Origin of the sequence: Photobacterium japonica (assembly GCF_050337005.1) — a bacterium.
In the GTDB taxonomy this organism is placed as follows: Bacteria; Pseudomonadota; Gammaproteobacteria; order Enterobacterales; family Vibrionaceae; genus Photobacterium; species Photobacterium japonica.
In genome coordinates this window covers 33,269-59,732 of the sequence record NZ_JAKJSN010000018.1, presented here as the reverse complement: position 1 = coordinate 59,732, position 26,464 = coordinate 33,269, and the positions used below count along the sequence as shown (strand labels likewise).

General features: G+C 49.0%; 22 protein-coding genes and 2 pseudogenes. 8 read left to right on the top strand and 16 right to left on the bottom strand.

Features of this window, described 5'->3' with window-relative positions; all coding sequences use genetic code 11:
- Nucleotides 1-41: 41 nt before the first annotated feature.
- Entirely contained in the window at nt 42-968 is a 927-nt protein-coding gene (locus L4C36_RS08190; protein WP_428477307.1) for a sulfite exporter TauE/SafE family protein, read from the top strand.
- A gap of 152 nt (nt 969-1,120) precedes the next feature.
- Here L4C36_RS08190 and lpxH read toward each other — a convergent pair whose 3' ends face one another.
- Nucleotides 1,121-1,885, bottom strand: a complete 765-nt coding sequence (gene lpxH / locus L4C36_RS08185; RefSeq protein ID WP_428477306.1) for a UDP-2,3-diacylglucosamine diphosphatase — start codon at nt 1,883-1,885, stop codon at nt 1,121-1,123.
- A 41-nt stretch (nt 1,886-1,926) separates the two neighbouring features.
- The gene (locus L4C36_RS08180; RefSeq protein ID WP_428477305.1) at nt 1,927-2,424 is read right to left on the bottom strand and encodes a peptidylprolyl isomerase; all 498 of its coding nucleotides are present in this window, start codon (nt 2,422-2,424) and stop codon (nt 1,927-1,929) included.
- 317 nt (nt 2,425-2,741) lie between these two features.
- Between L4C36_RS08180 and cysS the strand changes: the two genes are divergently transcribed.
- A complete protein-coding gene (gene cysS / locus L4C36_RS08175) occupies nt 2,742-4,121 on the top strand; it encodes a cysteine--tRNA ligase (RefSeq protein ID WP_428477304.1) in 1,380 nt (459 codons plus the stop codon).
- Nucleotides 4,122-4,209: 88 nt separating this feature from the next.
- Here the strand turns inward: cysS and L4C36_RS08170 are convergent, their stop codons facing one another.
- A complete protein-coding gene (locus L4C36_RS08170; protein ID WP_428477303.1) occupies nt 4,210-5,028 on the bottom strand; it encodes an ion transporter in 819 nt (272 codons plus the stop codon).
- Between the two features lie 266 nt (nt 5,029-5,294).
- The gene (locus L4C36_RS08165; protein WP_428477302.1) at nt 5,295-5,933 is read right to left on the bottom strand and encodes a YchE family NAAT transporter; all 639 of its coding nucleotides are present in this window, start codon (nt 5,931-5,933) and stop codon (nt 5,295-5,297) included.
- A gap of 631 nt (nt 5,934-6,564) precedes the next feature.
- On the opposite strand from L4C36_RS08165, the gene adhE reads away from it, so the two are divergent.
- Nucleotides 6,565-9,264 carry a bifunctional acetaldehyde-CoA/alcohol dehydrogenase gene (gene adhE, locus L4C36_RS08160; RefSeq protein ID WP_428477301.1) on the top strand — a complete coding sequence of 900 codons (2,700 nt, stop codon included), beginning with the start codon at nt 6,565-6,567 and terminating at the stop codon, nt 9,262-9,264.
- A gap of 263 nt (nt 9,265-9,527) precedes the next feature.
- On the opposite strand, the gene L4C36_RS08155 is transcribed toward adhE, so the two are convergent.
- From L4C36_RS08155 to L4C36_RS08115, 9 genes are all read right to left on the bottom strand, one after another.
- Nucleotides 9,528-10,214 carry an SDR family oxidoreductase gene (locus tag L4C36_RS08155; RefSeq protein ID WP_428477300.1) on the bottom strand — a complete coding sequence of 229 codons (687 nt, stop codon included), beginning with the start codon at nt 10,212-10,214 and terminating at the stop codon, nt 9,528-9,530.
- A 411-nt stretch (nt 10,215-10,625) separates the two neighbouring features.
- Nucleotides 10,626-11,132 carry a VC2046/SO_2500 family protein gene (locus tag L4C36_RS08150; RefSeq protein ID WP_428477299.1) on the bottom strand — a complete coding sequence of 169 codons (507 nt, stop codon included), beginning with the start codon at nt 11,130-11,132 and terminating at the stop codon, nt 10,626-10,628.
- Nucleotides 11,133-11,239: 107 nt separating this feature from the next.
- Nucleotides 11,240-12,403, bottom strand: coding sequence for a MalY/PatB family protein (locus tag L4C36_RS08145; protein WP_428477298.1), 1,164 nt, complete (start codon nt 12,401-12,403; stop codon nt 11,240-11,242).
- Between the two features lie 210 nt (nt 12,404-12,613).
- Nucleotides 12,614-13,591 (bottom strand): alpha-L-glutamate ligase-like protein, encoded by a 978-nt coding sequence (locus L4C36_RS08140; RefSeq protein ID WP_428477297.1) that lies wholly within the window; start codon nt 13,589-13,591, stop codon nt 12,614-12,616.
- 1 nt (nt 13,592) lies between these two features.
- Nucleotides 13,593-15,098 carry an inactive transglutaminase family protein gene (locus tag L4C36_RS08135; protein WP_428477296.1) on the bottom strand — a complete coding sequence of 502 codons (1,506 nt, stop codon included), beginning with the start codon at nt 15,096-15,098 and terminating at the stop codon, nt 13,593-13,595.
- Between the two features lie 24 nt (nt 15,099-15,122).
- On the bottom strand, nt 15,123-15,896 hold the full coding sequence (locus L4C36_RS08130) for an ATP-dependent zinc protease family protein (protein WP_428477295.1): 774 nt from the start codon (nt 15,894-15,896) through the stop codon (nt 15,123-15,125).
- Nucleotides 15,897-15,980: 84 nt separating this feature from the next.
- Nucleotides 15,981-16,955, bottom strand: coding sequence for a tRNA 5-methoxyuridine(34)/uridine 5-oxyacetic acid(34) synthase CmoB (gene cmoB, locus L4C36_RS08125; protein ID WP_428477294.1), 975 nt, complete (start codon nt 16,953-16,955; stop codon nt 15,981-15,983).
- Between the two features lie 14 nt (nt 16,956-16,969).
- The gene (gene cmoA / locus L4C36_RS08120; protein WP_428477293.1) at nt 16,970-17,698 is read right to left on the bottom strand and encodes a carboxy-S-adenosyl-L-methionine synthase CmoA; all 729 of its coding nucleotides are present in this window, start codon (nt 17,696-17,698) and stop codon (nt 16,970-16,972) included.
- 183 nt (nt 17,699-17,881) lie between these two features.
- Nucleotides 17,882-18,772: a DUF72 domain-containing protein gene (locus L4C36_RS08115; protein ID WP_428477292.1), complete on the bottom strand. Its 891-nt coding sequence runs from the start codon at nt 18,770-18,772 to the stop codon at nt 17,882-17,884.
- Between the two features lie 360 nt (nt 18,773-19,132).
- Here L4C36_RS08115 and aspS point away from each other — a divergent pair, with 360 nt between their 5' ends.
- From aspS to ruvB, 5 genes are all read left to right on the top strand, one after another.
- Nucleotides 19,133-20,914: an aspartate--tRNA ligase gene (gene aspS, locus L4C36_RS08110; protein ID WP_428477291.1), complete on the top strand. Its 1,782-nt coding sequence runs from the start codon at nt 19,133-19,135 to the stop codon at nt 20,912-20,914.
- 197 nt (nt 20,915-21,111) lie between these two features.
- Nucleotides 21,112-21,855: a YebC/PmpR family DNA-binding transcriptional regulator gene (locus L4C36_RS08105; protein ID WP_428477290.1), complete on the top strand. Its 744-nt coding sequence runs from the start codon at nt 21,112-21,114 to the stop codon at nt 21,853-21,855.
- 120 nt (nt 21,856-21,975) lie between these two features.
- The gene (ruvC, locus tag L4C36_RS08100) at nt 21,976-22,497 is read left to right on the top strand and encodes a crossover junction endodeoxyribonuclease RuvC (protein ID WP_428477289.1); all 522 of its coding nucleotides are present in this window, start codon (nt 21,976-21,978) and stop codon (nt 22,495-22,497) included.
- A gap of 119 nt (nt 22,498-22,616) precedes the next feature.
- Nucleotides 22,617-23,240 carry a Holliday junction branch migration protein RuvA gene (ruvA, locus tag L4C36_RS08095; RefSeq protein WP_428477288.1) on the top strand — a complete coding sequence of 208 codons (624 nt, stop codon included), beginning with the start codon at nt 22,617-22,619 and terminating at the stop codon, nt 23,238-23,240.
- Nucleotides 23,241-23,266: 26 nt separating this feature from the next.
- Nucleotides 23,267-24,286: a Holliday junction branch migration DNA helicase RuvB gene (ruvB, locus tag L4C36_RS08090; protein ID WP_428477287.1), complete on the top strand. Its 1,020-nt coding sequence runs from the start codon at nt 23,267-23,269 to the stop codon at nt 24,284-24,286.
- Nucleotides 24,287-24,385: 99 nt separating this feature from the next.
- Here ruvB and L4C36_RS08085 read toward each other — a convergent pair whose 3' ends face one another.
- The 3 genes and pseudogenes from L4C36_RS08085 to L4C36_RS08075 all read right to left on the bottom strand — a co-directional run.
- Entirely contained in the window at nt 24,386-25,126 is a 741-nt protein-coding gene (locus L4C36_RS08085) for a hypothetical protein (RefSeq protein WP_428477286.1), read from the bottom strand.
- Between the two features lie 12 nt (nt 25,127-25,138).
- Nucleotides 25,139-25,669 (bottom strand): annotated as a pseudogene (locus L4C36_RS08080) (lysozyme family protein); the annotation flags it as partial.
- Between the two features lie 362 nt (nt 25,670-26,031).
- A pseudogene (locus L4C36_RS08075) lies at nt 26,032-26,181 on the bottom strand (N-acetylneuraminate lyase); the annotation flags it as partial.
- Nucleotides 26,182-26,464 lie beyond the last annotated feature (283 nt).

Genomic DNA, 26,464 nt, shown 5'->3' with positions numbered 1-26,464 from the left:
AATAGATAATTCCTTTCCTTTCGCAAAATAATGTGTAACTCATGACAGTATTCACAGTCATACAAGCGGGATTGCTTGTAGGTGGATGCGTTTTTATGATCATGCTACTGATGGCATGGCGTAGAAATCGTAAGCAGGAAGCACAAACCAAAATCCTCCCAATCGGTCTTATCGGCGGGGTGGCGAATTTCTGCGATACCTTGGGTATCGGCAGCTTTGCTATTAAAACTGCAGGGTATAAACAATTTAAACTGATTGATGATCAGCTATTACCGGGTACGTTAAATTGCCAAGCGGTGATGGCAACGGTGTTTCAATCACTGATCTTTTTGACTGCGGTAGATGTGGATCCAACAACCCTTGTCAGCATGGTAATTGCGGCGTGCTTAGGGGCAACCTTTGGTGCCCGTTTAGTCTCAAGTTGGGACCGGCAGTTGATCCGTATCGTCATGTGTGGCGCGTTACTGGCGATTGCTGGCATGATGTTGGCGGGGCAGCTCAAGCTGTTACCGTTGGGGGGCATGGCGTTAGGGTTGACGGGCTGGAAGTTGGCGATTGCGATTGCCGGTAACTTCTTGTTTGGCGCCTTGATGACGGTGGGCATTGGCTTGTATGCACCGTGTATGACCATGGTGTACCTGCTGGGCATGCACCCATTGGCGGCCTTCCCGATCATGATGTGTTCGTGTGCCTTCCTAAGTTTCTTCTCGGCCGGGGGCTTTATTGTGCGTAACCGCATTAATAGCCGTGCTGCGCTGGTGGTCGCGATTACGGGCCCGATTGGTGTGGTGATTGCGGCGTACTTGGTGAAGTCACTGGATATGCATGTGTTGGCGTGGTTGGTGATTGGGGTGGTGTTGTATACCTCATTGACGATGTACCGTTCTTGGCGTCAAGAGCGACCACAAGCGCTGGCTGCGAAAGAGGCTGAGGCTGCGTCACCGATCTTGTCGGGTTCAGAGTCATAACGTACCCGTGATCAACAACGATTGAGAAAGCTTCGGTAATACAGCACCGGTGAAAAAAAAAGGTACGCATGGCGTACCTTTTTTATGTCTGACGATTGGGTTTCCCGTTGTCTTGCTGAGGGGTTATGCTCGCAATTCGTGCATGGGTACCATTAGGCCGGTGAATGCGCAGTGTGTGGCGTGGTCTCGGGCGCGGTGAAATCACGGGTTTCCAGTACATTGCCCGAAGGGTTGCACACCAAGACTGAGCCATGATCATACCAATCACCCAGCACGGTGCGTGTGGCGGGTTGACCGTGAAGAGACACGTGATGCACATCAGGACGGTGAGTGTGACCGTGGATCATCTGATGCACACCATATTCGGTCATCTTCGCAAGCACTTCATCGGGCGTGACATCCATGATGCTTTGGCTTTTGGCGCGATTATTTTTATGGCTGTTGCCACGCATTTTCTGGCCAATGTTCTGGCGAGTGCGTAATGGCAATCGGAAGAACAACCATTGAATGAAACGGTTATGCACTTTTTTACGGTACTGTTGATAGGCTTCATCCAGGGTGCATAAGGTGTCACCATGCAGCACCAGTGTTGGGGTGCCATAAAGATCAATCACGGTGTGCTCAGGTAAGAGCTGCACGCCGGTTTCGCGGCTGAATCGCTTGCCCACAAGAAAGTCGCGATTGCCGTGAATGAAATAGCATGGGATCCCACGGTCAGTCAGCTGGCGAAAGGCCTGCTTGATCTGCTGGTGGAAAGGAGAGTCATCGTCGTCACCGATCCACATTTCAAATAAATCACCCAACACATAGAGGGCATCAATCCCTTGTGTGTCGTGTGCCATGAAATGCAGGAAACAGTCGGTAATGTCAGTGCGTTCGGCACTGAGGTGCAAATCTGCAATAAAGAGTGTGGTCATAGGAAAAAAGGGGCGACACTCTGGCCGCCCCTTATGAAGACTTATGCTTCGATAGTTACGCTGTTGATAAGCACTTCTTCAACAGGTACATCTTGGTGTACGTAACCCCAGTTGCCCGTTGAAACCGCTTTGATCTTGTTCACAACGTCCATACCTTCAACCACTTCTGCGAATACACAGTAGCCCCAACCATCAGGCGTCTCTGATTTGAAGTCTAGGAATTTGTTGTCGTTCACGTTGATGAAGAACTGAGAGCTTGCTGAATGCGGCTCCATTGTACGTGCCATTGCCAGTGTACCCACTTTGTTGCTTAGGCCGTTGTTCGCTTCGTTCTTGATCGGTGCACGAGATTCTTTTTCTTCCATGCCAGATGCCATGCCGCCACCTTGAACCATGAAACCGTCGATTACACGGTGGAAGATTGTGCCGTTGTAAAAACCGTCACGGCAGTACTGCAGGAAGTTTTCACAAGTTACAGGTGCTTGTTCTGTATTAAGTTGGATTTTGATGTCACCAAAAGTCGTGTGAAGCGTTACCATGAGCTTGTCCTTTAAATGGATGTTTATTGCTATAAACGTTGGATTCTATCTTACTGGTCTTAGCCGTCAATATTAACTGCTGAGTAACCCCTTTTACCGCCGAAATCGATGAAATAATCAGCGTGACGGAATGGTGAAAGCGTGCCTCGCTTCACGGCTTGGAACGATTGATCTAACTATAGATGATCACGCTGTAATACGGGCTGTCGCGGTGTAATCCGTGACCAATATATTCTCACTGAAACTGGCATCTTGAAGTGGCTTGGGTATAATGACTTTCTTATATCGTAACCCCAGAAAATGAGTATCTAAGAGACATGTTGAAGATCTATAACTCACTGACAAAACAGAAAGAGGCATTCAAACCCATCCAGCCTGGTAAAGTAGGCATGTATGTCTGTGGGGTTACCATTTACGATTTGTGTCACATCGGTCACGGTCGTACCTTCGTATCGTTTGACGTGGTATCCCGCTACTTGCGCTATGCCGGTTACGATTTGACGTTTGTACGTAATATTACCGATATCGATGACAAGATCATTAAACGCGCGGCAGAAAACGGCGAAAGCTGTGATTCACTGACAGCCCGTTTGATCGGTGAAATGCACGCTGATTTCGATGCGCTTGGCATGAAGCGCCCAGACATCGAACCGCGCGCGACCGATTACATCGCTGAAATCATCACCATGTGTGAGCGTTTGATCGAACGTGGCTTTGCGTATGTAGCCAGCAACGGCGACGTGATGTTTGAAGTGAGCAAGTTTGACGAATACGGCAAACTGTCTAAGCAAGATTTGGATCAGCTTCAGGCTGGCGCACGTGTTGATATCGACATGGCCAAACGCAGCCCACTGGACTTCGTGTTGTGGAAAATGTCTAAGCCGGGTGAACCAACATGGGAATCACCATGGGGGCCAGGTCGTCCAGGCTGGCACATTGAATGTTCTGCGATGAACTCAGCGATTTTGGGTGATCACTTTGACATCCACGGTGGCGGCTCGGATCTTCAGTTCCCGCACCACGAGAACGAAATTGCCCAGTCATGCTGTGCAACCGGTTCACAGTACGTGAACACGTGGATGCACAGTGGCATGGTGATGGTTGATCGTGAAAAGATGTCCAAGTCATTGGGTAACTTCTTCACTATCCGTGACGTATTGGCGCACTACGATGCAGAAACGGTTCGTTACTTCCTGATGTCAGGCCACTACCGTAGCCAGCTGAACTACAGCGAAGATAACCTTAAGCAAGCCCGTTCTGCGCTTGAGCGTCTGTACACCTCACTGCGCGGTTTGGACACCAACGTGGCAGCAACCGGTGGCGATGAGTTCATCACGCGCTTTACTGCTGCTATGAATGATGACTTCAACACCCCTGAAGCGTACTCGGCATTGTTTGACATGGCGCGTGAAATTAACCGCCTAAAGAATGATGACTTGGCAACTGCATCGGCATTGGGTGCGCGTATGCGTGAGTTGGCTGATATCCTTGGTCTGCTTTCACAAGAACCAGAAGCGTTCTTGCAAAGTACGGCTGATGCAGAAGACGTGGAGGAAATCGAAGCGTTGATTCAACAGCGTTTAGATGCACGAGCGGCGAAAGATTGGGCTGCGGCTGATGACGCGCGTGATAAGTTGCTGGCGATGGGTATCATCCTAGAAGATGGCCCGCAAGGCACAACGTGGCGTCGTAAGTAAGCCATCGCGAAAGCGCGAGCCATAACAGCTCAAATAAAAAAGCTCAAATAAAAAACCGGCGTTGAATACGCCGGTTTTTTTATGTCTGTTATAAATGCTCGGGCAGTTCAGTACCGCAGTTGCGGCAGTACTTGGCATCCGCCTCATGGCCGCTGGTGGAACAGTTCATGCAACGAATAAACTCTCGCTGGGTTTTCATTTCTTGGCTGAGTTCCGCGGTAATGATCCCGGTGGGTACGGCCAAAATGGAGTAACCCAACAGCATGGTTAAAGAGGCCAGTGCTTTCCCTAAATCGGTTTGCGGCACAATGTCACCGTACCCTACCGTCGTGATCGTCACAATCGCCCAGTAAATACTGATAGGAATACTGGTGAAGCCATTATTCGGTCCTTCAATGATATACAGCAGTGAGCCTAATACCGTGACGAGAATGGCGACGGTACTGAAAAAGACCAAAATCTTTCGCTGTGCCATTTTCAATGATCGCAGCAGGATATTGGAGTCTTTCAGAAAGCGCGCCAGCTTCAAAATACGGAAAATCCGCATGACACGCACCAGACGCACGATCAGCAGATAATTGGAACCGGGTAGCAAGAAAGCCAAATAGCTGGGTAGCACGGCAATCAAATCAATCATGCCATAGAAGCTTTTGGCATAGGCCCACGGTTTCGGGGAGCAATACAAACGCACGACATACTCGATGGTAAACAGCAGGGTGAAGGTCCATTCCAGCACGGTCAGCAGGGTGCTGTATTGGGATTCGACGGTTTGTACCGAAGATAAGATCAGGATCAACTCTGAGCTTAGGATCGCACCGATCAGGATGATGTCAAAATATTGTCCGGCTTTGGTTTGGGTGCCGAAAATGATCTGATAAAGCCGCTGCTTGCGGGTAAGTGTTACCACTGGTTTGCCTTTCCCCTGTTATGCGCGAAGTCAAAATGTATACGCGACGTCGAAATTGAAGCGCCATAGCATATAAAGGATTGACGAGAGGAACAATGCAAGCAAGGTGATATGCAAGGATATCGCGTGGATTCTCAGACTAATGGCACAAGATGATGGGAAAACGAGCGCAACAAAAAGAAAACCAGCCACGGGATGCGGCTGAGTTGGGGTGTCTGTCAGGAGGCTCACGTTCTGTTACTGATAGCGCGAGGCCATCAAAGGGGCTATGCCAGCCCAGGGAAAAGGGCGCGCAAGCCGTTAGCAATAAACTCAATACCTAATGCCGCCAAAATCAGACCCATGATACGGGTAATGACGTTGATCCCGGTTTGCCCGAGCACGCGAACGATTAATGGGGCGGCGCGAAACAGCAGCCAACAGCTGGTGGCAAACAGCACGATGGTCAGGGCAATGCCGACCGTACTGGCCATATCGGGGTGGCGAGAGCCATACACGATCGTGGAACTGATGGCACCCGGCCCCGCCATGAGGGGCATGGCCAGTGGCACCACACCGATTTGTTCACGGCTGATTGATTCTGATCGCTCTTCTTTATTCTGTTTATCTTCCCCCAGCTTACCGCTCATCATTGAAAACGCGATGGTCAATAGAAGTAACCCACCAGCGACGCGGAATGAATCGAGCGAAATGCTGAACATATCCAGCAGCATTTGTCCGGCTAAGAGTGAGACGGTTAAGATCACGGCCACACCGATATTGGCTGTCAGGGCGGTTTTATTCCGCTCTTCTGGGCTCATGTGACTGGTGAGCGAAACAAAGATCGGCATGATGCCGATAGGGTTCACGGCGGCGATCAAGCCGACAAAAAACTGCAAGAAGATGGCAAGTTCAAGTGATGGCATAAATAGACTGTCTGATGATGAGAAAGCACGAAAGAAAGTATCCCTACTCAACAGTGGATCCGCATGCATGACTGTTGATCGGCGATATTTTAATCTAAATGATTGAAGTAGGGCAATTAAAAATAGCCCCAGAACCGGATATTCAAAGTTATTTATGAATTACTTGTTGCTTGACTGTAAAAAGTCGAGATTTTCACGTACCCTCTATGGGGTATATATTGTGCTACACGGCGATGTACTATTCGGCGAGGGCAAAAAAATAACTGTGATTTATGTCTCATTGAGCATTAATTGTGATCGTTTATGTAGGTTTATTACGTAAAATGGAACTGTTGATGCAGCGCTGAATTACATTATTTGAGCGCAATAAAAACACCAAGCTCACAAAGCAACCATGGCTAGGCGTGTTTTTGTATGATTTAGCTCTTGTTTTTACAAAATCGATGTATCAATGGCCGAAAGTGATCCAAATCAATTTTTTTCGCGGTGTGAAAGAATATAATCAGTTTTGAAAGCAATTTACTAAGAATGTGTGTTACCGAGTTGTTTGCATTGGATGCGCCCAGGTAGCTCAAAGGATGTAAAACGTATCCTTACTAAAAAGTTTTCAATATTAAGTTAGGAGTTAACTATGGCTGTTACTAATGTAGCTGAACTAGATGCAATGATTGCACGTGTAAAAGCGGCTCAGAAAGAGTTTGCAACTTACTCACAAGAGCAAGTTGATAAGATCTTCCGTGCGGCTTCTCTTGCAGCAAACAATGCGCGTATTCCTCTAGCTCAACAAGCTGTTGCTGAATCAGGTATGGGTATTGTTGAAGATAAGGTTATCAAAAACCACTTCGCTTCAGAATTTATCTACAACAAATACAAAGACGAAAAAACATGCGGTATCTTGGAAGAGAACGAAGAGTTCGGCACCATGACCATCGCAGAACCTGTAGGTATCATCTGTGGTATCGTTCCAACAACGAACCCAACATCTACAGCGATCTTCAAATCTCTTATCTCGCTAAAAACGCGTAACGCGATCATCTTCTCTCCACACCCACGTGCGAAAAACTCAACGAACGACGCAGCGAAGCTTGTTCTTGATGCAGCCGTTGCGGCAGGCGCACCAAAAGACATCATCGGTTGGATTGACCAACCATCTGTAGAACTCTCTAACGCGCTGATGAAGCACGATGACATCAACCTGATCCTTGCGACTGGCGGTCCAGGCATGGTGAAAGCGGCTTACTCTTCAGGTAAACCTGCTATCGGTGTTGGTGCGGGTAACGTACCAGTTGTTATTGATGAAACCGCAGACGTTAAGCGTGCAGTCGCTTCTGTACTGATGTCTAAAACATTCGATAACGGTGTTGTTTGTGCTTCTGAGCAAGCAGTTATCGTTATGGATGAAGTGTATGAAGAAGTGAAAGCACGTTTTGCTTCTCACAACGGTTATGTATTGACGGCTGCTGAAGCGGACAAAGTACGTAAAATTCTGCTTATCAACGGTGCACTAAACGCAGACATCGTTGGCCAGCCAGCAACTAAGATTGCTGAAATGGCAGGCGTTAAAGTACCAGCTAACACCAAGATCCTTATCGGTGAAGGTGTTGAAGTGAAGTACGAAGATGAATTCGCTCACGAAAAACTGTCTCCAACATTGGGTATGTTCCGCGCGTCTTCTTTTGAAAACGCCGTAGACCAAGCAGTAACCATGGTTGAGATTGGCGGTATCGGTCACACCTCTGGCCTATACACTAACCAAGACGTGAACGCAGATCGTATCCGTTACTTCGGTGACAAGCTAAAAACTGCACGTATTCTTGTAAACATCCCAACCACACACGGTGGTATCGGTGACCTTTACAACTTCAACGTTGCACCTTCTCTAACTCTTGGTTGTGGCTCATGGGGTGGTAACTCTATCTCTGAGAACGTAGGTCCTAAGCACCTTATCAACAAGAAGACAGTAGCGAAGCGAGCAGAGAATATGTTGTGGCACAAACTACCAAAATCTATCTACTTCCGTCGTGGTAGCCTTCCAATCGCGCTAAGCGACCTAGAAGGTAAGAAGCGTGCATTCCTTGTGACTGACCGTTTCCTATTCAACAACGGTTATGCAGACGAAGTGGTTTCACTACTGAAAGCACAAGGCATTGAAGTACAAACATTCTTCGACGTAGAAGCGGATCCAACGCTATCTGTTGTTGAGAAAGGCGCAGAAGCAATGAAGAGCTTCCAGCCAGACGTTATCCTAGCACTAGGTGGCGGTTCTCCAATGGATGCGGCGAAGATCATGTGGGTAATGTACGAGCACCCAGAAACGCATTTCGAAGAACTAGCAATGCGCTTTATGGACATCCGTAAGCGTATCTACAAGTTCCCTAAAATGGGTAAGAAAGCTGAGCTTGTTTGTATTACAACCACATCAGGTACAGGTTCTGAAGTGACACCGTTTGCGGTTGTTACTGACGACAAGACCGGTGCAAAATACCCACTGGCTGACTACGAGCTAACACCTCACATGGCTATCGTTGATGCGAACCTTGTGATGAACATGCCTAAGTCACTGACTGCTTTCGGTGGTTACGATGCAGTAACACACGCACTAGAAGCTTACGTATCTGTTCTTGCGAACGAATACTCTGACGGTCAGGCACTTCAAGCGCTTAAGATGCTTAAAGAATACCTACCTTCAAGCTACGCGAACGGTGCAAACGACCCAATCGCACGTGAGAAAGTACACAACGCAGCAACTATCGCGGGTATCGCGTTTGCTAATGCCTTCTTGGGTGTATGTCACTCAATGGCGCACAAGTTGGGTGCAGAGTTCCACATTCCACACGGTTTGGCGAACGCACTATTGATTTCTAACGTTGTACGTTACAACGCGAATGATAACCCAACTAAGCAAACGGCATTCTCTCAGTACGCGAGCCCTCAAGCACGTCGTCGTTACGCAGAAGTGGCTGACCACCTAGGTCTGTCTCAAGCGGGTGACCGCACTGCTGAGAAGATTGAGCGTCTACTAACATGGTTGGACGAGCTGAAAGTGGCACTAGACATTCCTATGTCTATCCAAGCGGCTGGCGTACCAGAAGCAGACTTCCTAGCGAAAGTGGATACCTTGTCTGTTGAAGCGTTTGATGACCAGTGTACAGGTGCTAACCCACGCTACCCATTGATCAGCGAGCTGAAAGACGTACTAACAGCGGCTTACTACGGTAATGCTTACGTTGAAGGTGAAACGTTCGAAGGTACAACAGTGATCAAGAAGTCTGAGCCTGTTGAAGTTGCTAAGCCTGCAAAAGCAAAGAAAGCTGATAAAGCTGAAGCATAATCCTTGTTTAGCTAGCGCACTGTAAACATTTAGCCCGCCACTTTGGCGGGCTTTTTTACGTCTGGTGAAAAGAGGGAGGCGAGTTTAAAGGGACGAGTGCCGAGGAAGAGCGAAGAAAAACAGGGGTGAGTTTCCGAGGAGAGAGTATCGAGTAAAAGCGAAAGATAAGGGAAGAGAGCAGAGTGTTAAGTCAGCGCGATAGATCGATGAAACTTAGGCCTCAGTGGTGGGGTGTTGTTACACCACTGAGGAAAGGGGGGGAACTAACTGACTTCGGCTTCGATCATCCGGCCGTTGAAGTAATCGTTCGCGACAATGTATTCCGCGCTGCGAACAATTTCGTACTGCAACGGTGAGCTAATCACCGTGTGAGCCGTCATCTCGTCGTGATCGCGGGTCAAAGGGACGACGCCGCCGACGCGGATATTAAATTCGGCCAGTTCTTTGGCCCAGCTGGAGGTCAACCCAGAGACCATGGCTTTGGATCCGCTATTGAGTGACGGATGCAGGCTATCATCATTTAACGCCAAGTTGATGATCACGCCACGACAGTGATGCTGTCGCATGTAATGGGCGGTGTGTTGGCCAAACAAGAAAAACGGCGCCACGGCGTCAGCCAGTGATCGGCTGAATTGATCCACGGAGGTCGGGCTCAATAAGGCAGGTAAAGGCGTACTGAGCCAGCAGTTGAGTAGCACATCAATTTTGCCAAAGGTTTGATGAACATTGGTGATTAACGTTGCAATGGTACTCTCATCATGATCGTCGATCAGGTAAGACTGACAATGGGGCTGAATGGCCTGACATGCCATGAGCGTATTGTTGAGTGCCCGTTTGTTGTGATCCACCAGTGCCACTTGTGCACCCAGTGTTGAAAAATGCATGGCAATCGCTTTGCCTAATGGGCTGCCTGCGGCGGTAACGAGTATGACGGATTGTGCAATATTCATAACGTTTTTTATCCTTTCAGGGTGATGCCCAGGTACCGTGCATAAGGGAGGTGATGGGGAAAATCGGTATGTGTCAGGCGGTGTGTTATACCTGTCTTCATACGGTGGTGTTTTCTCCTGAAAATCGCCATAACGGCCCCATTTTTCTACTGTTTCATCTGACACTACGGGGTTGTGGCGCGAATAACTGTGAAAAAGCCCCCATTCCCTGAAGGCCCGCTATAAAATGTTAGCGAACTGTGATCATCGTGCGGGATCGTGATGACAAAGCTATGAAGGCGGTCACGAAATAAAAATACCCCTAAAGCGCATGTGTATTTCTTTGGCGTATAAATGGATTGAGAGGCTGTAGTGAGGCTATAGATGAAAGCCTAGAACGCGGAGGGTGTTGTGCGGGGGGAACGTGCAATATCAGGCGATGTACATTTCAGAGAAACGCTTGGCCTGCAGCAATGACAAGTAAAGATCTTGTGGTGAAGCGGGGACACGGGTGGTTTCGGTGGGTGGCAGCAAGCGACGTTCATGGCCTGAAAGGTTGTGGTACAGCTCTTCCGGCATACCTTTCGTGCCTTGTGGCGGGTATGAGAGTGCAGTTGGCTGCAAGCCGCTTAGCAAACGCACATCAGACAGGCCGCTGTCATGGAAGGCTTGGGCTTGTTGTGCACCGTGTTCATAACACTGTTCTGTGCTTGATAACGGGGCAGCGGGTGGCAGTTCGAAATATGCACGTAATTCACTTTCGGTTTTCCCCTGTGCTGGCGGGGTATCGAGCGGGGTCGTTTCCAGTAGATCCGGTGACAGCATGGCAAGCATTAACGCAAAGTCAGCACGACGTCCGCCTTCAACCGCATGGCTGAGGTGGCTGCCGAGCTGAACTTCGTGTATCAGCTGCGCTTTGTCTAAGGTATGGATCTGCATGTTTGCCCGTTCATCTCGTTGCTTTGCGAATGGCCTTTTGCCTTCGTATAAAGCGTATCGGTTCGAACAAACATTTCTTTAGCGCAAAGCCATCATTTTTTTCGTGCTTACGCTGGTGCCTGCTGCTTGGCCAATGTGCTTACCGCATGCGTAATACGGCGCAGTGCTTCATCCAGCACGTCGGTGTGACACGCGAAATTAAGGCGCACAAATTGCGGATTACCAAAATCAGCCCCAGGAGACAGGCCGACACCCGCTTCTTCAAAGAACTTGAAGGGGGACGTGACCGGTAGCGCACTGGCATCAATCCACGCCAAGTACGTGCCTTCAATCGGGTGTAAGGTCAAATACGGCAAGGCGTTGATGGTTTCTTCTAATTTTTGTTTATGTTGGCGAAGCACCTCAAGCTGGTCATCCAGCCATGACTGACCGTGTTCATAGGCGGCTTCGGCAGCGGTGTACGCCAACACATTCACATCCGGCACAATGCCAGCTTTGGCTTTCACGAATGCACGGCGCAGGGTCGGGTTGGGAATGATCGCCATTGACGCGCCCAAACCGGCAATGTTGAAGGTTTTGCTTGGGGCGATCAGCGTGATTGAGCGTTGCGCTGCGTCTTCGTTGATGCTGGCAAACGGAATATGCTGACATTGAGGATCCAAGATCAAATCACTGTGGATTTCATCGGAGCACACCACCAAGTCATGTTTTTCCGCAAAGTGACACACGGCTTCCAATTCATGGCGGCGGTAGACTGTGCCACCCGGATTCAGTGGGTTACAGAACAACAGTAATTGGCTGTCTGGTGTCACCGTGTCATCGTCTAGCGACAGTAACCAGCGTTGGTTATCCAGTTCAATCGGCAGGGGCTGATAGGTGCGTTCGCCCAATTTGACCGCTTGTTTAAACGGCGGATAAATCGGGGTCGGGCACAACACGCCTGCGGTAGCCTCGGTTGTCGCACGCACACTCAGGTTAATGCCGCATACCAAGCCCGGTAAATACACAATCCATTCTGGCTCAATGTGCCATTGGTAGCGATGGGCCATGCGCTCAACTAGCAGATTGGTTAGGTGTACTGGTGCGCAGCCATAGCCAAAGATCCCATGGTCAATATGGTTATGCAGAGCATCGGTAATCGCGCTGGGTACCGTAAAGTCACTGTCGGCAATCCACATAGGCAGAATGTCTTGGTCTTTGTATTTATTCCATTTAATGCTGTTACTGTTGGTGCGATCTACCGGCTGTGCAAAGCTTGGAGGAAGAGACATGATCGGATCCTTGAACGAAAAAAGTGAGCAGGGTAGAGACCCTCTAAGAGATACTCACCTATATTATGCGGTTCTCTGGCGTGACGCTATGTGAAAGCGCTGCCGAAGCGGCGGCGATGTAATGGTGGGCGAGCAGATAAGAAAAAGCCCCAACCAAAGGTCGGGGCTTGAAAGTAGCCATGAAGACGGTCATAAAACCGATAGGGGGAATTAGAACTGTGACTTGCTGCCAAATTGATCGGCCGCATACGCCACGCGCTCTTCCGGTGTCGGCGGTTTAGCCGGCACGCCGAGGTGTTCAATATGCTGGAGGCGCGGTAACAGGCCACACCCGTTGGCAATTTGAATGGCTAAACCCGGACGGGCGTTCAATTCCAGTACCATCGGGCCTTTGGACTTGTCGAGTACCATGTCAGTACCCATGTAGCCCAGTCCGGTCATTTCCCAAGCGCTGGATGCCAGCGTCAGCAGTTTGTGCCAGTTTGGCACGGATAACTCACTGAGCAAGCGATCCGTATCAGGGTGACGTTCGATCGGCTGGTTAAACTGTACCGCACGAATAGCTTTGCCGGTGGCGATATCAATACCGACCCCGACCGCGCCTTGGTGCAAGTTGGCCTTGCCATCAGAGGCCGCCGTCGAGCAGCGCATCATCGCCATCACTGGGTAGCCTTTGAAGACAATCACACGCACATCCGGCACGCCTTCATAACTGAAGCCATCGAACACATCATCAAATTGGATCAGGTTTTCGACCATGGCCACGTCATTTTTGCCCCCCAGCGAGAACAAGCCCGCCAAGGTATTGGTAATGTGACGTTCCACATCTTGTTTGTTGATCTCAGCGCCTGACGGCTTCACGTAAACGCCGTCTTTGTGGCGGACGATCACCAGAATGCCTTTACCGCCGGAGCCCTGCGCGGGCTTGATCACAAAGCCCGGCCAGTTTTTCACCATGTCGTGAATGGTTTTCACATCCACTTGGCTGCCGATAACGCCAATCAAGTCAGGAACGGTTGCTCCGGCTTGTTGGGCAAGCAACTTTGTTTTGAGCTTGTCATCAACCAATGGAAACAAATGGCGGCTGTTGTAGCGACCAATGTAGCTGTGGTTACGCTTGTTCATGCCCATGATGCCGCGTTGGTGCAGCTTCATGGGGGAGGTGAACCTGGACAGGAATGACAACATATCAATCCTCCGTTAGCGGCTTGAAGCGACGCAGTTCACTCAAGCGGTAACCGGTGTAGTTACCCAGCATTAGAATCACAGCCAAGATAATGAGCTGTATGCCGATGAAGTTGAACGTCAGGTGACGAACCAGCGGGTTGGTCATTGCCAGGTAAACAATGATCGCCGTTAAGAGCGAGCCGCCCCCTTGGATCAGCACTTCTTTCGCGCCTTCTTCTTCCCACAGAATAGACATACGCTCAATGGTCCATGACAAGATGATCATTGGGAAGAAGGTGATGCTTAAGCCCTCCACCAAGCCAATCTTAAACGCCACCACGGTGAAGACGGAGATGATCATGATCACCGTGATGATCACCGCGGATATTCGCGCCACCAGCAGCAAGTTCAGTTTCGACAAGTAACTTCGAATGATCAAACCCGTACCGACAATCAGCAAGAAGCCGAGCACGCCGGTCACCAGTTGGGTCTGTACGAAGGCCACAGCGATCAGCACGGGCATGAAGGTACCGGAGGTTTTCAGGCCGATGATGATCCGTAAGAAGACCACGATCAGCGCACCAATCGGCACCAGCATGATGGTCTTGAACATGGCTTGCTCTTCCACGGGCAAGCTGTGGATGGAGAAGTTCAGCAGATCTTCGGCTTGGACTTTCTCACGGGTCGCTTGTTGTGGTGTGATATCTTGCGCAATGATCGAGAAACTGATGTTGGAATTACGGCCGCCGACCACGTCGAGCAGTGAGTGACCTTGCTGGTTCCAGATCAGGACATTGTCCGGCTGGCCTTCTTGACCGGTTTGCAGATCAAAAAGTACCCAATGGGTGCCATCCCACACTTCCACCATCGGGGTGATGCTTTGGCGACGGCGTCCGTCTTCCAGTTGCAAGCCCCCGACAATACGCGCGTGGATTTTTTCCAGCGACAGCAGGTTAATGATCGCTTGTTCACGGCTCAGGCTATTGAGCAGCAGTGCTGCGTTCTGGTTGTTATGGTCGTTAAATTGTTTGATCAGCTCACGGGTCAAGGTGATGTTGTCAGAAGAGAGACTGCGGGCTTGATCAAGCAGTGCTTTAGCGGCGGTTTGCTGCGGGTTATCCAAGCTGACAGCCACCGTGTCGCCTTTCGGTGGCACAGGGGTGTAAGAGGCTTGGTTATCGACCAGCATTTGGGTTTTGTAATACAGGATTTGCTTACCGGTGGCTTCACGGATAGACCATTCGGCACGGCGGCCTTTGCTGGTGTCAATCAGTGCGACACCGTAGCCAGGTGAAGAGGTACTTTCATCAATCTGGGTAAACCCTTGCTGTGTCTCAGGCGCAGCCATGGATACCTTGACCGGATCGCCAATGGCATCAAATTCAATGCGGGCTTCGAGTTCCCAAAGAGCACGTTCTTCACCGGGGGTCCAAGGCACGCCGTAAACATCATGGCGGTACAGGCTAAGGGCCGACCCGACAATCACCAGCAGCGTAATAAGAAAGTAGAACGGGATTCTTGATGTCATGACATCCTCATCATTATTTTGTTATTAGTTTTTTTTGACTTGTCGTGCCTGTTGTTCATCCATGCCTTGAACAAACTTTTTACCCACATCAACGAGGGCGATGTCTTTAAAAAATTCACGGCCTAATAATACTGGATAGGTCATTTGTGTGCGATCTGCCAAGGTAAATTGCGTTTTTTCATGCAATTGACCGAGTTTAACCCAGATTTCGATCACAGGACGGCGTACCGGGTCTTCGGTGCTGGCTTGACGGATTTTCACCCAACGCACGATGGGTGCTTCAATCACACCGGCATCAGCAGGCACTTCATCATTGGTGTGGTTTAGGTGAAAACGGGCCCATTCTCTGCCGTCACGTTCAAAAATTTGGATATCCGTGGCGCTCAGTGACGAGGTGGTCGCGCCAGTATCAACCCGTGCCTTGAAGAAGGACTGCACAGTATCAAGCCACACCCATTCTTCCTCACCCAAAATGACTTTACCGTGTGCGATGCGTGGATCGGCATTGGTTTCTTCTGGGATCGGTTGGGGTTTGCTTTGTGGTACAGACGCTTGTGCCAAACGCATGGCTGCGTTGGCTTGCACTAACTGCTTAGACACAGTCGTGAGCTCTTTTTCGAGGTTGCCAATCGACGACTGTTGATCATCGATTTGTTTAATCATAGTGGCTAGTTGGAAATTGACCCGATCTTCCATGGTGTTAATCGCCAGCATAGTTTTGTCGTGTTCTTGCTGAGGGGTCATCGTACAGCCAGATAGAATAGCCAGAGTCAGTAGTGGTACACAGCGGTGAAGCATTGTCTCTCCCGAAGTACATTTTTTCTTTAAGCGGCAATATATTAACGTACAAAAAGGGATGCGAACAGCATCCCTTGTCAGTACTTAGTCAGGATTTCGAGCAACCAGAATGGCACGTCTTGGCGCAGGGTAACCTTCGATGGTTTTCGATGGATCCGCAGGGTCAAGGTACTCAGGCAACGAGTTGTTGGTCATCCAGTTGGTTGAACGTTGTTCATCTGTTGTGGTGACACACTCATCCACAATACGCACGTCCACAAGGCCGCATTTTTCCATCCACACTTTCAGCGCCTTGGCTGACGGGAAGAAGTATACGTTGTGCATTTGCGCGTAACGGTGCGTCGGTACCAGTACCGCGTTCTCGTCACCGTCAATCACCAAGGTTTCCAAAATCATTTCGCCGTCTTTGCGCAGCTGGTTCTTCAATTGAATGATGTGATCCAATGGAGAGCGGCGGTGGTACAGCACGCCCATGCTAAAGACCGTATCAAAGGCTTTCAGCTCTGGCAGTTGTTCAATGCCCAGCGGCAGCAAGTACGCACGGTCATCGCCGCCCATCAAACGCTTGATCGCTTCAAACTGGATCAAGAACAGGTTCGACGGGTCGATACCCACGGTCAGTTTCGCGCCTTCACCCAGCATACGCCACATGTGGTAGCCGTTACCGCAACCCACATCCAGTACGGAGCGGCCTTTTAACGGTGTGATATGCGGCAGTACGCGATCCCATTTCCAGTCAGAACGCCACTCGGTATCGATGTGGATATCATGCATGGTGTACGGGCCTTTACGCCATGGGTGAAGCAGACGCAGCAAGCTTTCCAGACGCTTTTGTTCGCCTTCGGCAATCGGCGTGTCGTTACACACACTGACGGCGTTTTTGATATCAATCGTATCGGGCTTGTCAGTCGGAAATTTATTCAGCGCACGCATCCAACGGGCCATGTCGCCGTGGGCTTCAGCTTCCCAGTCGCTCAATTGCTGCGGCAGGGTGTTCAGCCACGGACGTAGGGTGTCGTGCTGGGCAATGAGTTGGTAAAACTCAGAAAAACTAAACATAGAAACGGGTAACCTTATTTAATCGCAAACATCGAGCCAAAATTGAAACACTGGAACCAGACTTCAGAGCTGCTAAAGCCAATGGATGCAAAGCGTGCTTTGTGGGTGTCGATGCTATCAGGGCGCATGACATTTTCGATCGCGCTGCGTTTCTGGCTGATCTCTAATTCACTGTAGCCATTGGCGCGCTTGAAATCGTGGTGCAAATCAATCAATAGATCGTGCGCACGTTCATCGTCGAAAATGTATTTTTCAGACAGGATCAAAATGCCGCCAGGGCGTAGACCTGTATAGATTTTTTCCAACAGTTTATAGCGATCTTCGGGTACGAGAAACTGCAAGGTGAAGTTCAGCACTACGACGGAGGCGTCAGTAATGTCGATATCACGGATATCGGCTTCAATCACCTGAACAGGGGTGTCAGAGCGGTAAGCATCAATGTGCAAACGGCAGCGTTCCACCATCGCGCTGGAGTTGTCGACCGCAATGATCTCACACCCTTCTTGCTGAATATGGCGACGCATTGAGAGCGTGGCAGCCCCTAAAGAGCAACCGAGGTCGTAGACATTGGAGTGCGGTTTGGCAAAACGCTCGGCCAACATGCCAATCGCAGAAATAATGTTGCTGTAACCCGGTACGGAACGTTGGATCATGTCCGGGAACACTTCGGCCACACGCGCATCAAAGGTGAAATCACCCATCTTTTCGATAGGTGCTGCAAAAATATTGTCGTGACCTGCCATTCTCACGAACCTCATAAATGGATAAAGAACTGGGATTCCAATAATCGAGGTATGGGCATTTTAACGCTTCTTTAACGTAGCACGCATACCGGGTGATCCATCACCGCAGAAAGGTCGCGTATTGTAGTGAAAATGTGCCCATTTGTCTTTAAGGATTTTGGTTACGCTGGGTGTGTAGTCAGCTTACAGTAAGGAAAATTGTGCACTATCGGCCGGTTTGGGTAATTCTACCGTGGGCAGGGCTAAATCTGGCGCATGGCGCTGCAGTTGTTGGTACAACCGGATGGCCAATTCAGGGGCGGCATTGTTGTCTGGCGTGTGTACAAACAGATAGGGCTGTTTACCTGCGCGTAGCCACACTGGCAGGCGAGCGAGCCAGTTAGCAAAGAAGGCATCATTACTGGCGTCATCAGGGTGACCAATAAAGCGGATCATCGGTTGGTTCGCCGTCGCAATCGCATGCACCGGAACATGCGGTTTGTTTTGGTGCGCCTCAATAACGGCAGGGGTCGTCGGTGGTGCGGCAAACACAGGGCGACTGTCCATGATGATGCGATTCGCGCCGTGTTTGATAAGTAAGCGATTCAGTTGCTGCTCGTCTTCCCCTTTGGCAAAAAAAGCCGGATGACGCACTTCCACGCCGATCGGATACTGACGAGGAAAGCGGGCGAGCACACGCGCCAGGGCGGGTAAATCCGCGGGCCCAAACTGCGCCGGTAATTGAATTTTCCACAAGCCGACTTTGTGCGCCAGCGGCGACAGCGTCGTTAAAAAATCCGCCAACAGCTGATCGCAATGTTGCAGCTGCTGCTGGTGGGTGATGGTTTGCGGCAACTTGAAAGTAAACCGAAACGCCTCCGGCGTCGCTGCGTGCCAATTTTTCACCGTATGCGGGCTGGGCGTGGCATAAAACGTGGTATTGCCTTCGACGGCGTGAAACACCTCGGCATAGCGCGCCAATCGTTCACCGCTTTTACAGCCTCGACCATATAGGCTTTGTTGCCAATGCGGGTGTGACCACATGGCCAAACCGAGCTTGAGCGCGGGTGGGGAAGGGATGGCGGGTGCGGGCATAACGACGTCCTGTGCGGTGGCAATGAGGGGGCGATTATCGGCTATTGTGGCGAGTCGTTTTGGGTGCGGTCAATCTTTCTTGGGGCTTTCTGCCGGCAATAGGGTAATTTTGCTTGATCACTGACGTCGCTTTTTTCTACAGTGTTCAAACTAATCCCGCGTTTACCTGACGATGTAAGATTCATCTTCCGGTAACTTGGGTATATAATGGTTCGTTATTTTTGTCTCTCGGCCCCGTTATTACATGCTGCTGTGTGTAATTTAATCAATGCGGCCGGGAAGGATTCAGCCTGTGCGTGGTTCGGGGCCGCTTGCTCCCCATGGACTCAGGAAAGTTAGTAAACAGATCGGGAATTTCATATGCGCACCCAATATTGTGGTCACCTGAACAAGTCCCTAGCAGGGCAAACAGTAGAGTTATGCGGCTGGGTTAATCGTCGCCGCGATTTAGGCGGTCTTATCTTTATCGATATGCGAGATCGTGAAGGTATTGTTCAGGTAGTTGTTGATCCGGATATGACAGAGGTATTCGGTATTGCCAACCAACTGCGCAACGAATTCTGTATCCGTTTGGTTGGTGAAGTACGTGAACGTCCAGAAAGCCAAATCAACAAAGACATGGCAACGGGCGAAGTGGAAATTCTGGCAACTGGCCTAGAAATCATCAACCGTTCTGATGTACTGCCGCTAGACTTCAACCAGAAGAACTCTGAAGAGCAGCGTCTAAAGTACCGTTACTTGGATCTACGTCGTCCAGAAATGAGCGACCGCATCAAACTACGTGCAAAAGCATCAAGCTTTGTGCGTCGTTTCCTTGATGACCAAGCGTTCCTAGACATCGAAACACCAGTACTGACCAAAGCGACACCAGAAGGTGCTCGTGATTACTTGGTACCAAGCCGTGTACACAAAGGCAGCTTCTATGCATTGCCACAGTCACCACAGCTGTTCAAGCAGTTGCTGATGATGTCTGGCTTTGACCGTTACTACCAGATCGTAAAATGTTTCCGTGACGAAGATCTGCGTGCTGACCGTCAGCCTGAATTTACCCAGATCGATATCGAAACGTCATTCATGTCTGCTGAGCAGGTACGTGAAGTGACAGAGCGTATGATCACTGAAATGTGGAAAGAACTACTTAACGTAGACCTTGGCGCATTCCCAATCATGTCATTTGAAGAAGCGGCACGCCGTTTCGGCTCTGACAAGCCAGACCTTCGTAACCCACTAGAGCTAGTAGACGTGGCTGACATCTTGAAAGATGTTGACTTCAAAGTGTTCTCTGGCCCTGCGAACGACGAAAAAGGCCGCGTAGCCGTAATTCGCGTACCGGGCGGTGCAGCACTGTCGCGTAAGCAGATCGACGAATACACCAACTTCGTGAGCATCTACGGCGCGAAAGGCCTAGCATGGATGAAGGTGAACGACCTTGATGCAGGCTTTGAAGGCGTACAGTCTCCAGTGGCTAAGTTCCTGAACGAAGACGTGGTTGCACAGCTACTTGAGCGCACTGGCGCACAAACTGGCGACATCATCCTGTTCGGCGCAGACAGCAAGCGTGTTGTAACTGAAGCGATGGGCGCACTGCGTCTGAAGCTGGGTACTGACCTTGATCTGACTGATAAGTCAGCATGGAAACCGCTATGGGTTATCGACTTCCCAATGTTTGAAGAAGACGAAGAAGGCAACCTGCACGCGATGCACCACCCATTCACATCGCCATTGGGCCTAACGGCAGAAGAGCTAGCGGCTAACCCTGCATCAGCAAACTCAAATGCTTACGATATGGTTATCAACGGCTACGAAGTGGGCGGCGGTTCTGTACGTATTCACAACGCAGAAATGCAGTCAGCGGTATTCAGCATTCTTGGCATCGAAGAAGATGAGCAGAAAGCGAAGTTTGGCTTCCTACTTGACGCACTGAAGTTCGGTACACCACCGCACGCAGGCCTTGCATTCGGTCTAGACCGTCTAGTGATGCTACTGTGTGGTACAGATAACATTCGTGATGTTATTGCGTTCCCGAAAACAACTGCAGCGTCATGTCTACTGACGAATGCACCTAGCCTTGCTAACCCTGCATCGCTAGAAGAATTGTCAATTGCCGTTGCAATTGCCAAGAAAGAAACAAACGCAGAATAAGCCTCTTATTTTGTTGACTGGCTAGCGAAAAGTACAAGCGTGTACTGGCCGCTAGCCGGTTTTTCCATTCTGAAATATTTTTTGCCGATTCAGGCGAATACTCCCTTCTTCATTGTTTTTCTCCTTGTGCCTTTTTATCCGATGAATTGCATGTTTGAATGATGATGCAGATGGGTATTAATTAACTGGAGTATGTCATGGCTGGCCACAGTAAATTCGCTAATATTAAACACCGTAAAGCCGCGCAAGATGCCAAGCGTGGAAAAATTTTCACAAAGTTGATCCGTGAAATCGTCGTTGCGGCCAAAGAAGGTGGCGCAGAGCCTGAAAATAACCCGCGTCTTCGCGCTGCCATTGATAAGGCACTGTCGAATAACATGACGCGAGATACCGTCAACCGTGCGGTTAGCCGTGGTGCGGGTGGTGAAGGCGATGAGAACATGGAAACCGTGATCTATGAAGGTTACGGCCCTGCAGGCACTGCCGTGATGGTGGAATGTATGACCGACAACCGTAATCGCACGGTGTCAGGCGTGCGCCATGCGTTTTCAAAAGCCGGTGGTAACTTGGGTACCGATGGCAGCGTGAACTACTTGTTCGACAAAAAAGGCGTGATTTCTTACGCGCCGGGTCTGGATGAAGACGCGGTGATGGAAGCAGCACTGGAAGGCGGTGCAGATGACGTTGAAACCAACGATGACGGCTCGATGGACGTGTACACTTCGCCAGCAGAGTTCGGCGCGGTAAAAGATGCGCTTGATGCTGCAGGCTTTGAAGCGGTGAACGCAGAAGTGACATTAGTGCCTTCTACGCGCGCAGAATTGGATGCGGATACGGCACCGAAGTTGTTGCGTTTGATTGACGCGTTGGAAGACCTGGATGATGTGCAGGAAGTGTATCACAACGGTGATATTTCCGATGAGGTTGCAGCGACCCTATAGTATATAGGCTTGCTTTAATTGAGTGTTTTATCAACGTCTGACTGTGAAAGGTTTGCAGTTTGGTCGGCACCCGCAATAGAATAAATAACTGTATATTTAATCAGGTGTAACTGTTCATCTATGTCGATAATTTTAGGGATTGACCCTGGTTCACGGATCACCGGTTATGGCGTGATCCGACAGGTGGGCCGCCATCTTGAATATCTGGGGAGCGGTTGTATTCGCACCTCAGAAGCGGCAATCCCTGGGCGCCTTAAGCAGATTTATGCGGGCGTTTCAGAAGTGATCACCCAGTTTCAGCCTGATGCGTTTGCGATTGAAGAAGTCTTCATGGGTAAAAATGCCAGCTCTGCGCTGAAGTTGGGGCAAGCCCGTGGCAGTGCCATTGTGGCGGCAGTGAATGCTGACTTGCCGGTCAGTGAATACGCGGCCCGTTTGATTAAGCAAGCGGTCGTGGGTACGGGTGCAGCAGATAAAGCCCAAGTGCAGCACATGGTCTGCTCGGTATTGAAATTGCCGGGCAAACCGCAAGCGGATGCCGCCGATGCCCTTGCGGTGGCGATTTGTCATGCGCACACGCATAAAACCTTGATCGCGATGGCCGGACAGGCACGCGGTGCACGACGTGGGCGCTACCGCTAGTGTTCCTCTTCGTTAAAGCAGCCTTCTGGCTGCTTTTTTTTCAGCAAAAATAGCTGGATATACATCCAGCACTTGACTATCCTAGAGCCAATTTCGTCAATCAATAAAGAGATGTTGCTGTGATAGGCCGACTACGTGGAACAATTATAGAGAAACAACCGCCAGAGATCGTGTTAGAGGTGGGTGGCGTAGGCTATGAAGTCCAAATGCCAATGAGCTGTTTTTATGAATTGCCTGAAGTTGGTCAGGAAGCGATTATCTCTACGCACTTTGTGGTGCGTGAAGACGCCCAATTGCTGTACGGTTTCAACAAGAAAAGCGAACGCGAACTGTTCCGTGAAGTGATCAAAGCGAACGGTGTCGGGCCAAAATTAGGCTTGGCCATTTTGTCTGCCATGACCGCCAGCCAGTTTGTGCTGAGTGTAGAAAACGGCGATATCACTACACTGGTGAAAATCCCGGGCGTGGGCAAGAAAACCGCTGAACGCTTGGTCGTCGAAATGAAAGATCGCCTGAAAGGCTGGGGCGAGGGTGACTTGTTCACGCCAGCGCTGGATACCGCCGCATCAAATGCCCCTGTGCAAGATACTGCAGCCTTGGCGCGCGCTGAAGACGAAGCGGTGAGTGCCCTGATTTCTTTGGGTTACAAGCCACAACTTGCTGCGAAAGTGGTCTCGCAAATCGCCAAGCCAGATATGACCAGCGAAGCCATCATCCGTGATGCGCTGCGTTCTATGGTCTAACGTGTTGGTGTGATAGGTAAAACAGAATGATTGAAGCAGATCGCTTAATTGCCAGTGATTTCCCTTCGACCCGCGAAGAGGACATCATTGATCGTGCTATTCGCCCGAAGATGCTGGACGATTACAAAGGGCAAGATCATGTGCGTAGCCAGATGGAGATCTTCATCAAGGCCGCTAAATTGCGCCACGAAGCCTTGGATCACTTGTTGATATTTGGTCCGCCAGGACTGGGTAAAACCACGCTCGCCAACATTGTCGCCAATGAAATGGGCGTGAGTATCCGTACGACCTCCGGGCCGGTATTGGAAAAAGCCGGCGACTTGGCCGCGTTGCTGACCAATCTGGAAGAAAACGATGTGCTATTCATTGATGAGATCCACCGCTTAAGCCCGCAAGTGGAAGAAGTGTTGTATCCCGCGATGGAAGATTACCAGCTCGATATCATGATCGGCGAAGGCCCCGCGGCCCGTTCCATCAAAATTGATTTGCCGCCGTTCACCTTGATTGGCGCGACAACCCGTGCCGGTTCATTGACGTCCCCGTTGCGTGACCGTTTCGGTATTACTCAGCGCCTTGAGTATTACAAGGTGGAAGATTTGAGTGGCATTGTAAAACGCAGTGCCAATTGCCTGGGTTTGTCGATGGATGAAGCCGGTGCAATGGAAATGGCCATGCGCGCCCGCGGTACGCCGCGTATCGCCAACCGCTTGCTGCGTCGTGTGCGTGACTATGCGGAAGTGGTGGGGGACGGGCATATCTGTCCAGAAACCGCCGCGAAAGCCTTGGATATGCTCGATGTCGACAGCAGCGGGTTCGATTACATGGACCGTAAATTGTTGCTAGCCATTATCGATAAATTCATGGGCGGCCCAGTGGGCCTCGATAACCTTGCTGCCGCGATCGGTGAAGAAAGGGATACCATTGAAGATGTGTTGGAACCGTACCTGATCCAGCAAGGCTTCCTGCAGCGTACCCCGCGTGGCCGTATTGCCACCCACCGTGCGTATTTGCATTTTGGTTTTGACATGCCAGAGACCAAGGCATAAGCGTTAAGCTATATATCTGATAATAAAAAACGAGGCTCAGAGCCTCGTTTTTTTATGGTTGTATATTGCGGTGATTTTACTTGATGGTTATAGGGTATTTTAAATTTCTTCGATGACAGACCATTCACGGTTCTTATTGAATGAGAGGATGAATAATCGAAGATTGAAGTAACTGCCCCCCTCTAAACTATCACGAATGACAACGATAAGATCTTCAACCTTGTCATGATTGACATCCCCACGACCGACTATGTCTATTTCTTGATATCCACCGTCAAAATGATAAATGGCTTTACTCTCCGAAATAGATTCAAAGCGAATGATTGGCCTGATTTCACCCCAAAACGTCAATGACTCATCGTCCATTGTTCTTTTATATTCATTTGTTGAGGTTTGCAGTGCTATTTCTTTCGGTAAGGCGAGAGGTAACGCTTTGTCTAAAGGGGAGGTGGGTAAATAGGTTACCTGAGAGGGTTTAGCATCAATGAGGTATTTGGCAGCCTCACACATCACTGTAATATTGAGAAAAGGATTTATGTCATAGTAATTAACAGTAGTAAGCGGCTTTCTTTCCAAATAGTCCTGGCACGAATCAATGTTTATTACATCGTTATTTTTGTTTTTAACAGTAAAAGAACCATACCAATTAGCCGTTATAAGGTTTGGTATGTCGTTAATACTATTTAAAGTGATAGGAGATATTAACAGATTAGAAAGAGTGAATCCGGTACTCCATGTGACAGTGTTGTTGTTAATATTGTCATGGCCTACGGACGAAGTACAACCTTGCGAGGCTAAGAGTAAAAACAAAGCAATGAATTTTTTTTGTGTAATATTCATAATATTCGGCCTTTATATTTTATTTTTTGATTTATTACTTTTAGCTTTATTTAGTAGATCCCTGACATATTTATTTCTTTCTGCATTTATTGGTGGCTTTCTATTTGATTCTTTTGCTGCTACTGCCCACTCATTGTTTTTTATTGCTTTTTTGAATTTAGGCCACTTGTTGTTAAGATCGGTCATTCCAACATTAAATATTATATCAAATAATGCAAATTTCACTTCGATGGGATATGAGTTGAATTTAGGGAATAATCTTTTTAATTCACCTTCAAATGTGTCTATATGTTTTCTTGTCAGAAAATCAATGTCAGGTTCTGAGATTGTTAGGTTTGAAAATTTCTTATAATATATAGCGTAGTTACCTTTCTTTTGTTTTTTTACAGATTCAAAGGCAGATTTCACTTCATCTCTTTTTGCATGAATATTACTTATTGCTATTTTGAAGTTTAGGTTCATGGCACTTTCTATATCTTTAATTAGATGACCAACACCAATAGTCACATGTCCTTCTGTATCAAGATACATATAATTATGCTTACCTTCATACTCTTCTAGTTTTTTTTATTAGTTTCGACTTTTCTGTTGCAGTAATCATCTATATAAATCCGTTTGATTAAAATAATTGTAAAGGTATTATTTTCAATAAAACAAAATAATATTCTATTAAAACGTCATAATTGACGGATTTCTACGTCATTAATGGTTATATTTTAAAATTTGGATTTATTGTTGATTTTTATGCAACCACGAATGATTTGATACAAAGTGATGTAGGTGTGCTGAGTCTTCGCGTTGTTTATTCACGCAAAAAACATGAGTCGGAGTCAATGAAAAACGAGGCGCGAGGCCTCGTTTTGTTGTGCTGTTGTTTTTAGATACGCGCTTGGTATCTGCGCAAATTACGCTTTCAAGAAACCGGCATCACGCATGCGCGTCGCGACGATTTCTTTTTGTTCTGCCGTCAGGGCTTTCAATGGTAGGCGTGGGTCGCCCGCATTGATGTCGTGCAATGCCATTGCCGCTTTACCTGCTGCAACACCACCGTACTCTGTGCAAAGCACAGAGACAAAAAAACGAGGCATATATGCCTCGTTTTTTTATGCCCACTCGAAAGGGGAGGGCCGCATTGTGTCGTGAACATGTCGCTGTGCGTTACATGATGGTGACAATCTCAGCGGTGAATGCGACATTTTTGACGTTGAACATTGGTGTTAAGTGACATTTTTGTCGACTTATTCAGCACGTTTTAGCAATTGCTTTTAAACATTTCTGCAAAGCTAGGTTGGTAAAGTGCAATAATTTTTTCAAAAATACGAGTCATAACTACTTCCT

Bases quoted from the DNA above. Each gene is read 5' to 3' on its own strand.
- L4C36_RS08190 (WP_428477307.1), top strand. From the start codon at position 42: ATGACAGTATTCACAGTCATACAAGCGGGATTGCTTGTAGGTGGATGC.
- lpxH (WP_428477306.1), bottom strand. From the start codon at position 1,885: ATGACCACACTCTTTATTGCAGATTTGCACCTCAGTGCCGAACGCACT.
- L4C36_RS08180 (WP_428477305.1), bottom strand. From the start codon at position 2,424: ATGGTAACGCTTCACACGACTTTTGGTGACATCAAAATCCAACTTAAT.
- cysS (WP_428477304.1), top strand. From the start codon at position 2,742: ATGTTGAAGATCTATAACTCACTGACAAAACAGAAAGAGGCATTCAAA.
- L4C36_RS08165 (WP_428477302.1), bottom strand. From the start codon at position 5,933: ATGCCATCACTTGAACTTGCCATCTTCTTGCAGTTTTTTGTCGGCTTG.
- adhE (WP_428477301.1), top strand. From the start codon at position 6,565: ATGGCTGTTACTAATGTAGCTGAACTAGATGCAATGATTGCACGTGTA.
- L4C36_RS08155 (WP_428477300.1), bottom strand. From the start codon at position 10,214: ATGAATATTGCACAATCCGTCATACTCGTTACCGCCGCAGGCAGCCCA.
- L4C36_RS08150 (WP_428477299.1), bottom strand. From the start codon at position 11,132: ATGCAGATCCATACCTTAGACAAAGCGCAGCTGATACACGAAGTTCAG.
- L4C36_RS08145 (WP_428477298.1), bottom strand. From the start codon at position 12,403: ATGTCTCTTCCTCCAAGCTTTGCACAGCCGGTAGATCGCACCAACAGT.
- L4C36_RS08140 (WP_428477297.1), bottom strand. From the start codon at position 13,591: ATGTTGTCATTCCTGTCCAGGTTCACCTCCCCCATGAAGCTGCACCAA.
- L4C36_RS08135 (WP_428477296.1), bottom strand. From the start codon at position 15,098: ATGACATCAAGAATCCCGTTCTACTTTCTTATTACGCTGCTGGTGATT.
- L4C36_RS08130 (WP_428477295.1), bottom strand. From the start codon at position 15,896: ATGCTTCACCGCTGTGTACCACTACTGACTCTGGCTATTCTATCTGGC.
- cmoB (WP_428477294.1), bottom strand. From the start codon at position 16,955: ATGTTTAGTTTTTCTGAGTTTTACCAACTCATTGCCCAGCACGACACC.
- cmoA (WP_428477293.1), bottom strand. From the start codon at position 17,698: ATGGCAGGTCACGACAATATTTTTGCAGCACCTATCGAAAAGATGGGT.
- L4C36_RS08115 (WP_428477292.1), bottom strand. From the start codon at position 18,772: ATGCCCGCACCCGCCATCCCTTCCCCACCCGCGCTCAAGCTCGGTTTG.
- aspS (WP_428477291.1), top strand. From the start codon at position 19,133: ATGCGCACCCAATATTGTGGTCACCTGAACAAGTCCCTAGCAGGGCAA.
- L4C36_RS08105 (WP_428477290.1), top strand. From the start codon at position 21,112: ATGGCTGGCCACAGTAAATTCGCTAATATTAAACACCGTAAAGCCGCG.
- ruvC (WP_428477289.1), top strand. From the start codon at position 21,976: ATGTCGATAATTTTAGGGATTGACCCTGGTTCACGGATCACCGGTTAT.
- ruvB (WP_428477287.1), top strand. From the start codon at position 23,267: ATGATTGAAGCAGATCGCTTAATTGCCAGTGATTTCCCTTCGACCCGC.
- L4C36_RS08085 (WP_428477286.1), bottom strand. From the start codon at position 25,126: ATGAATATTACACAAAAAAAATTCATTGCTTTGTTTTTACTCTTAGCC.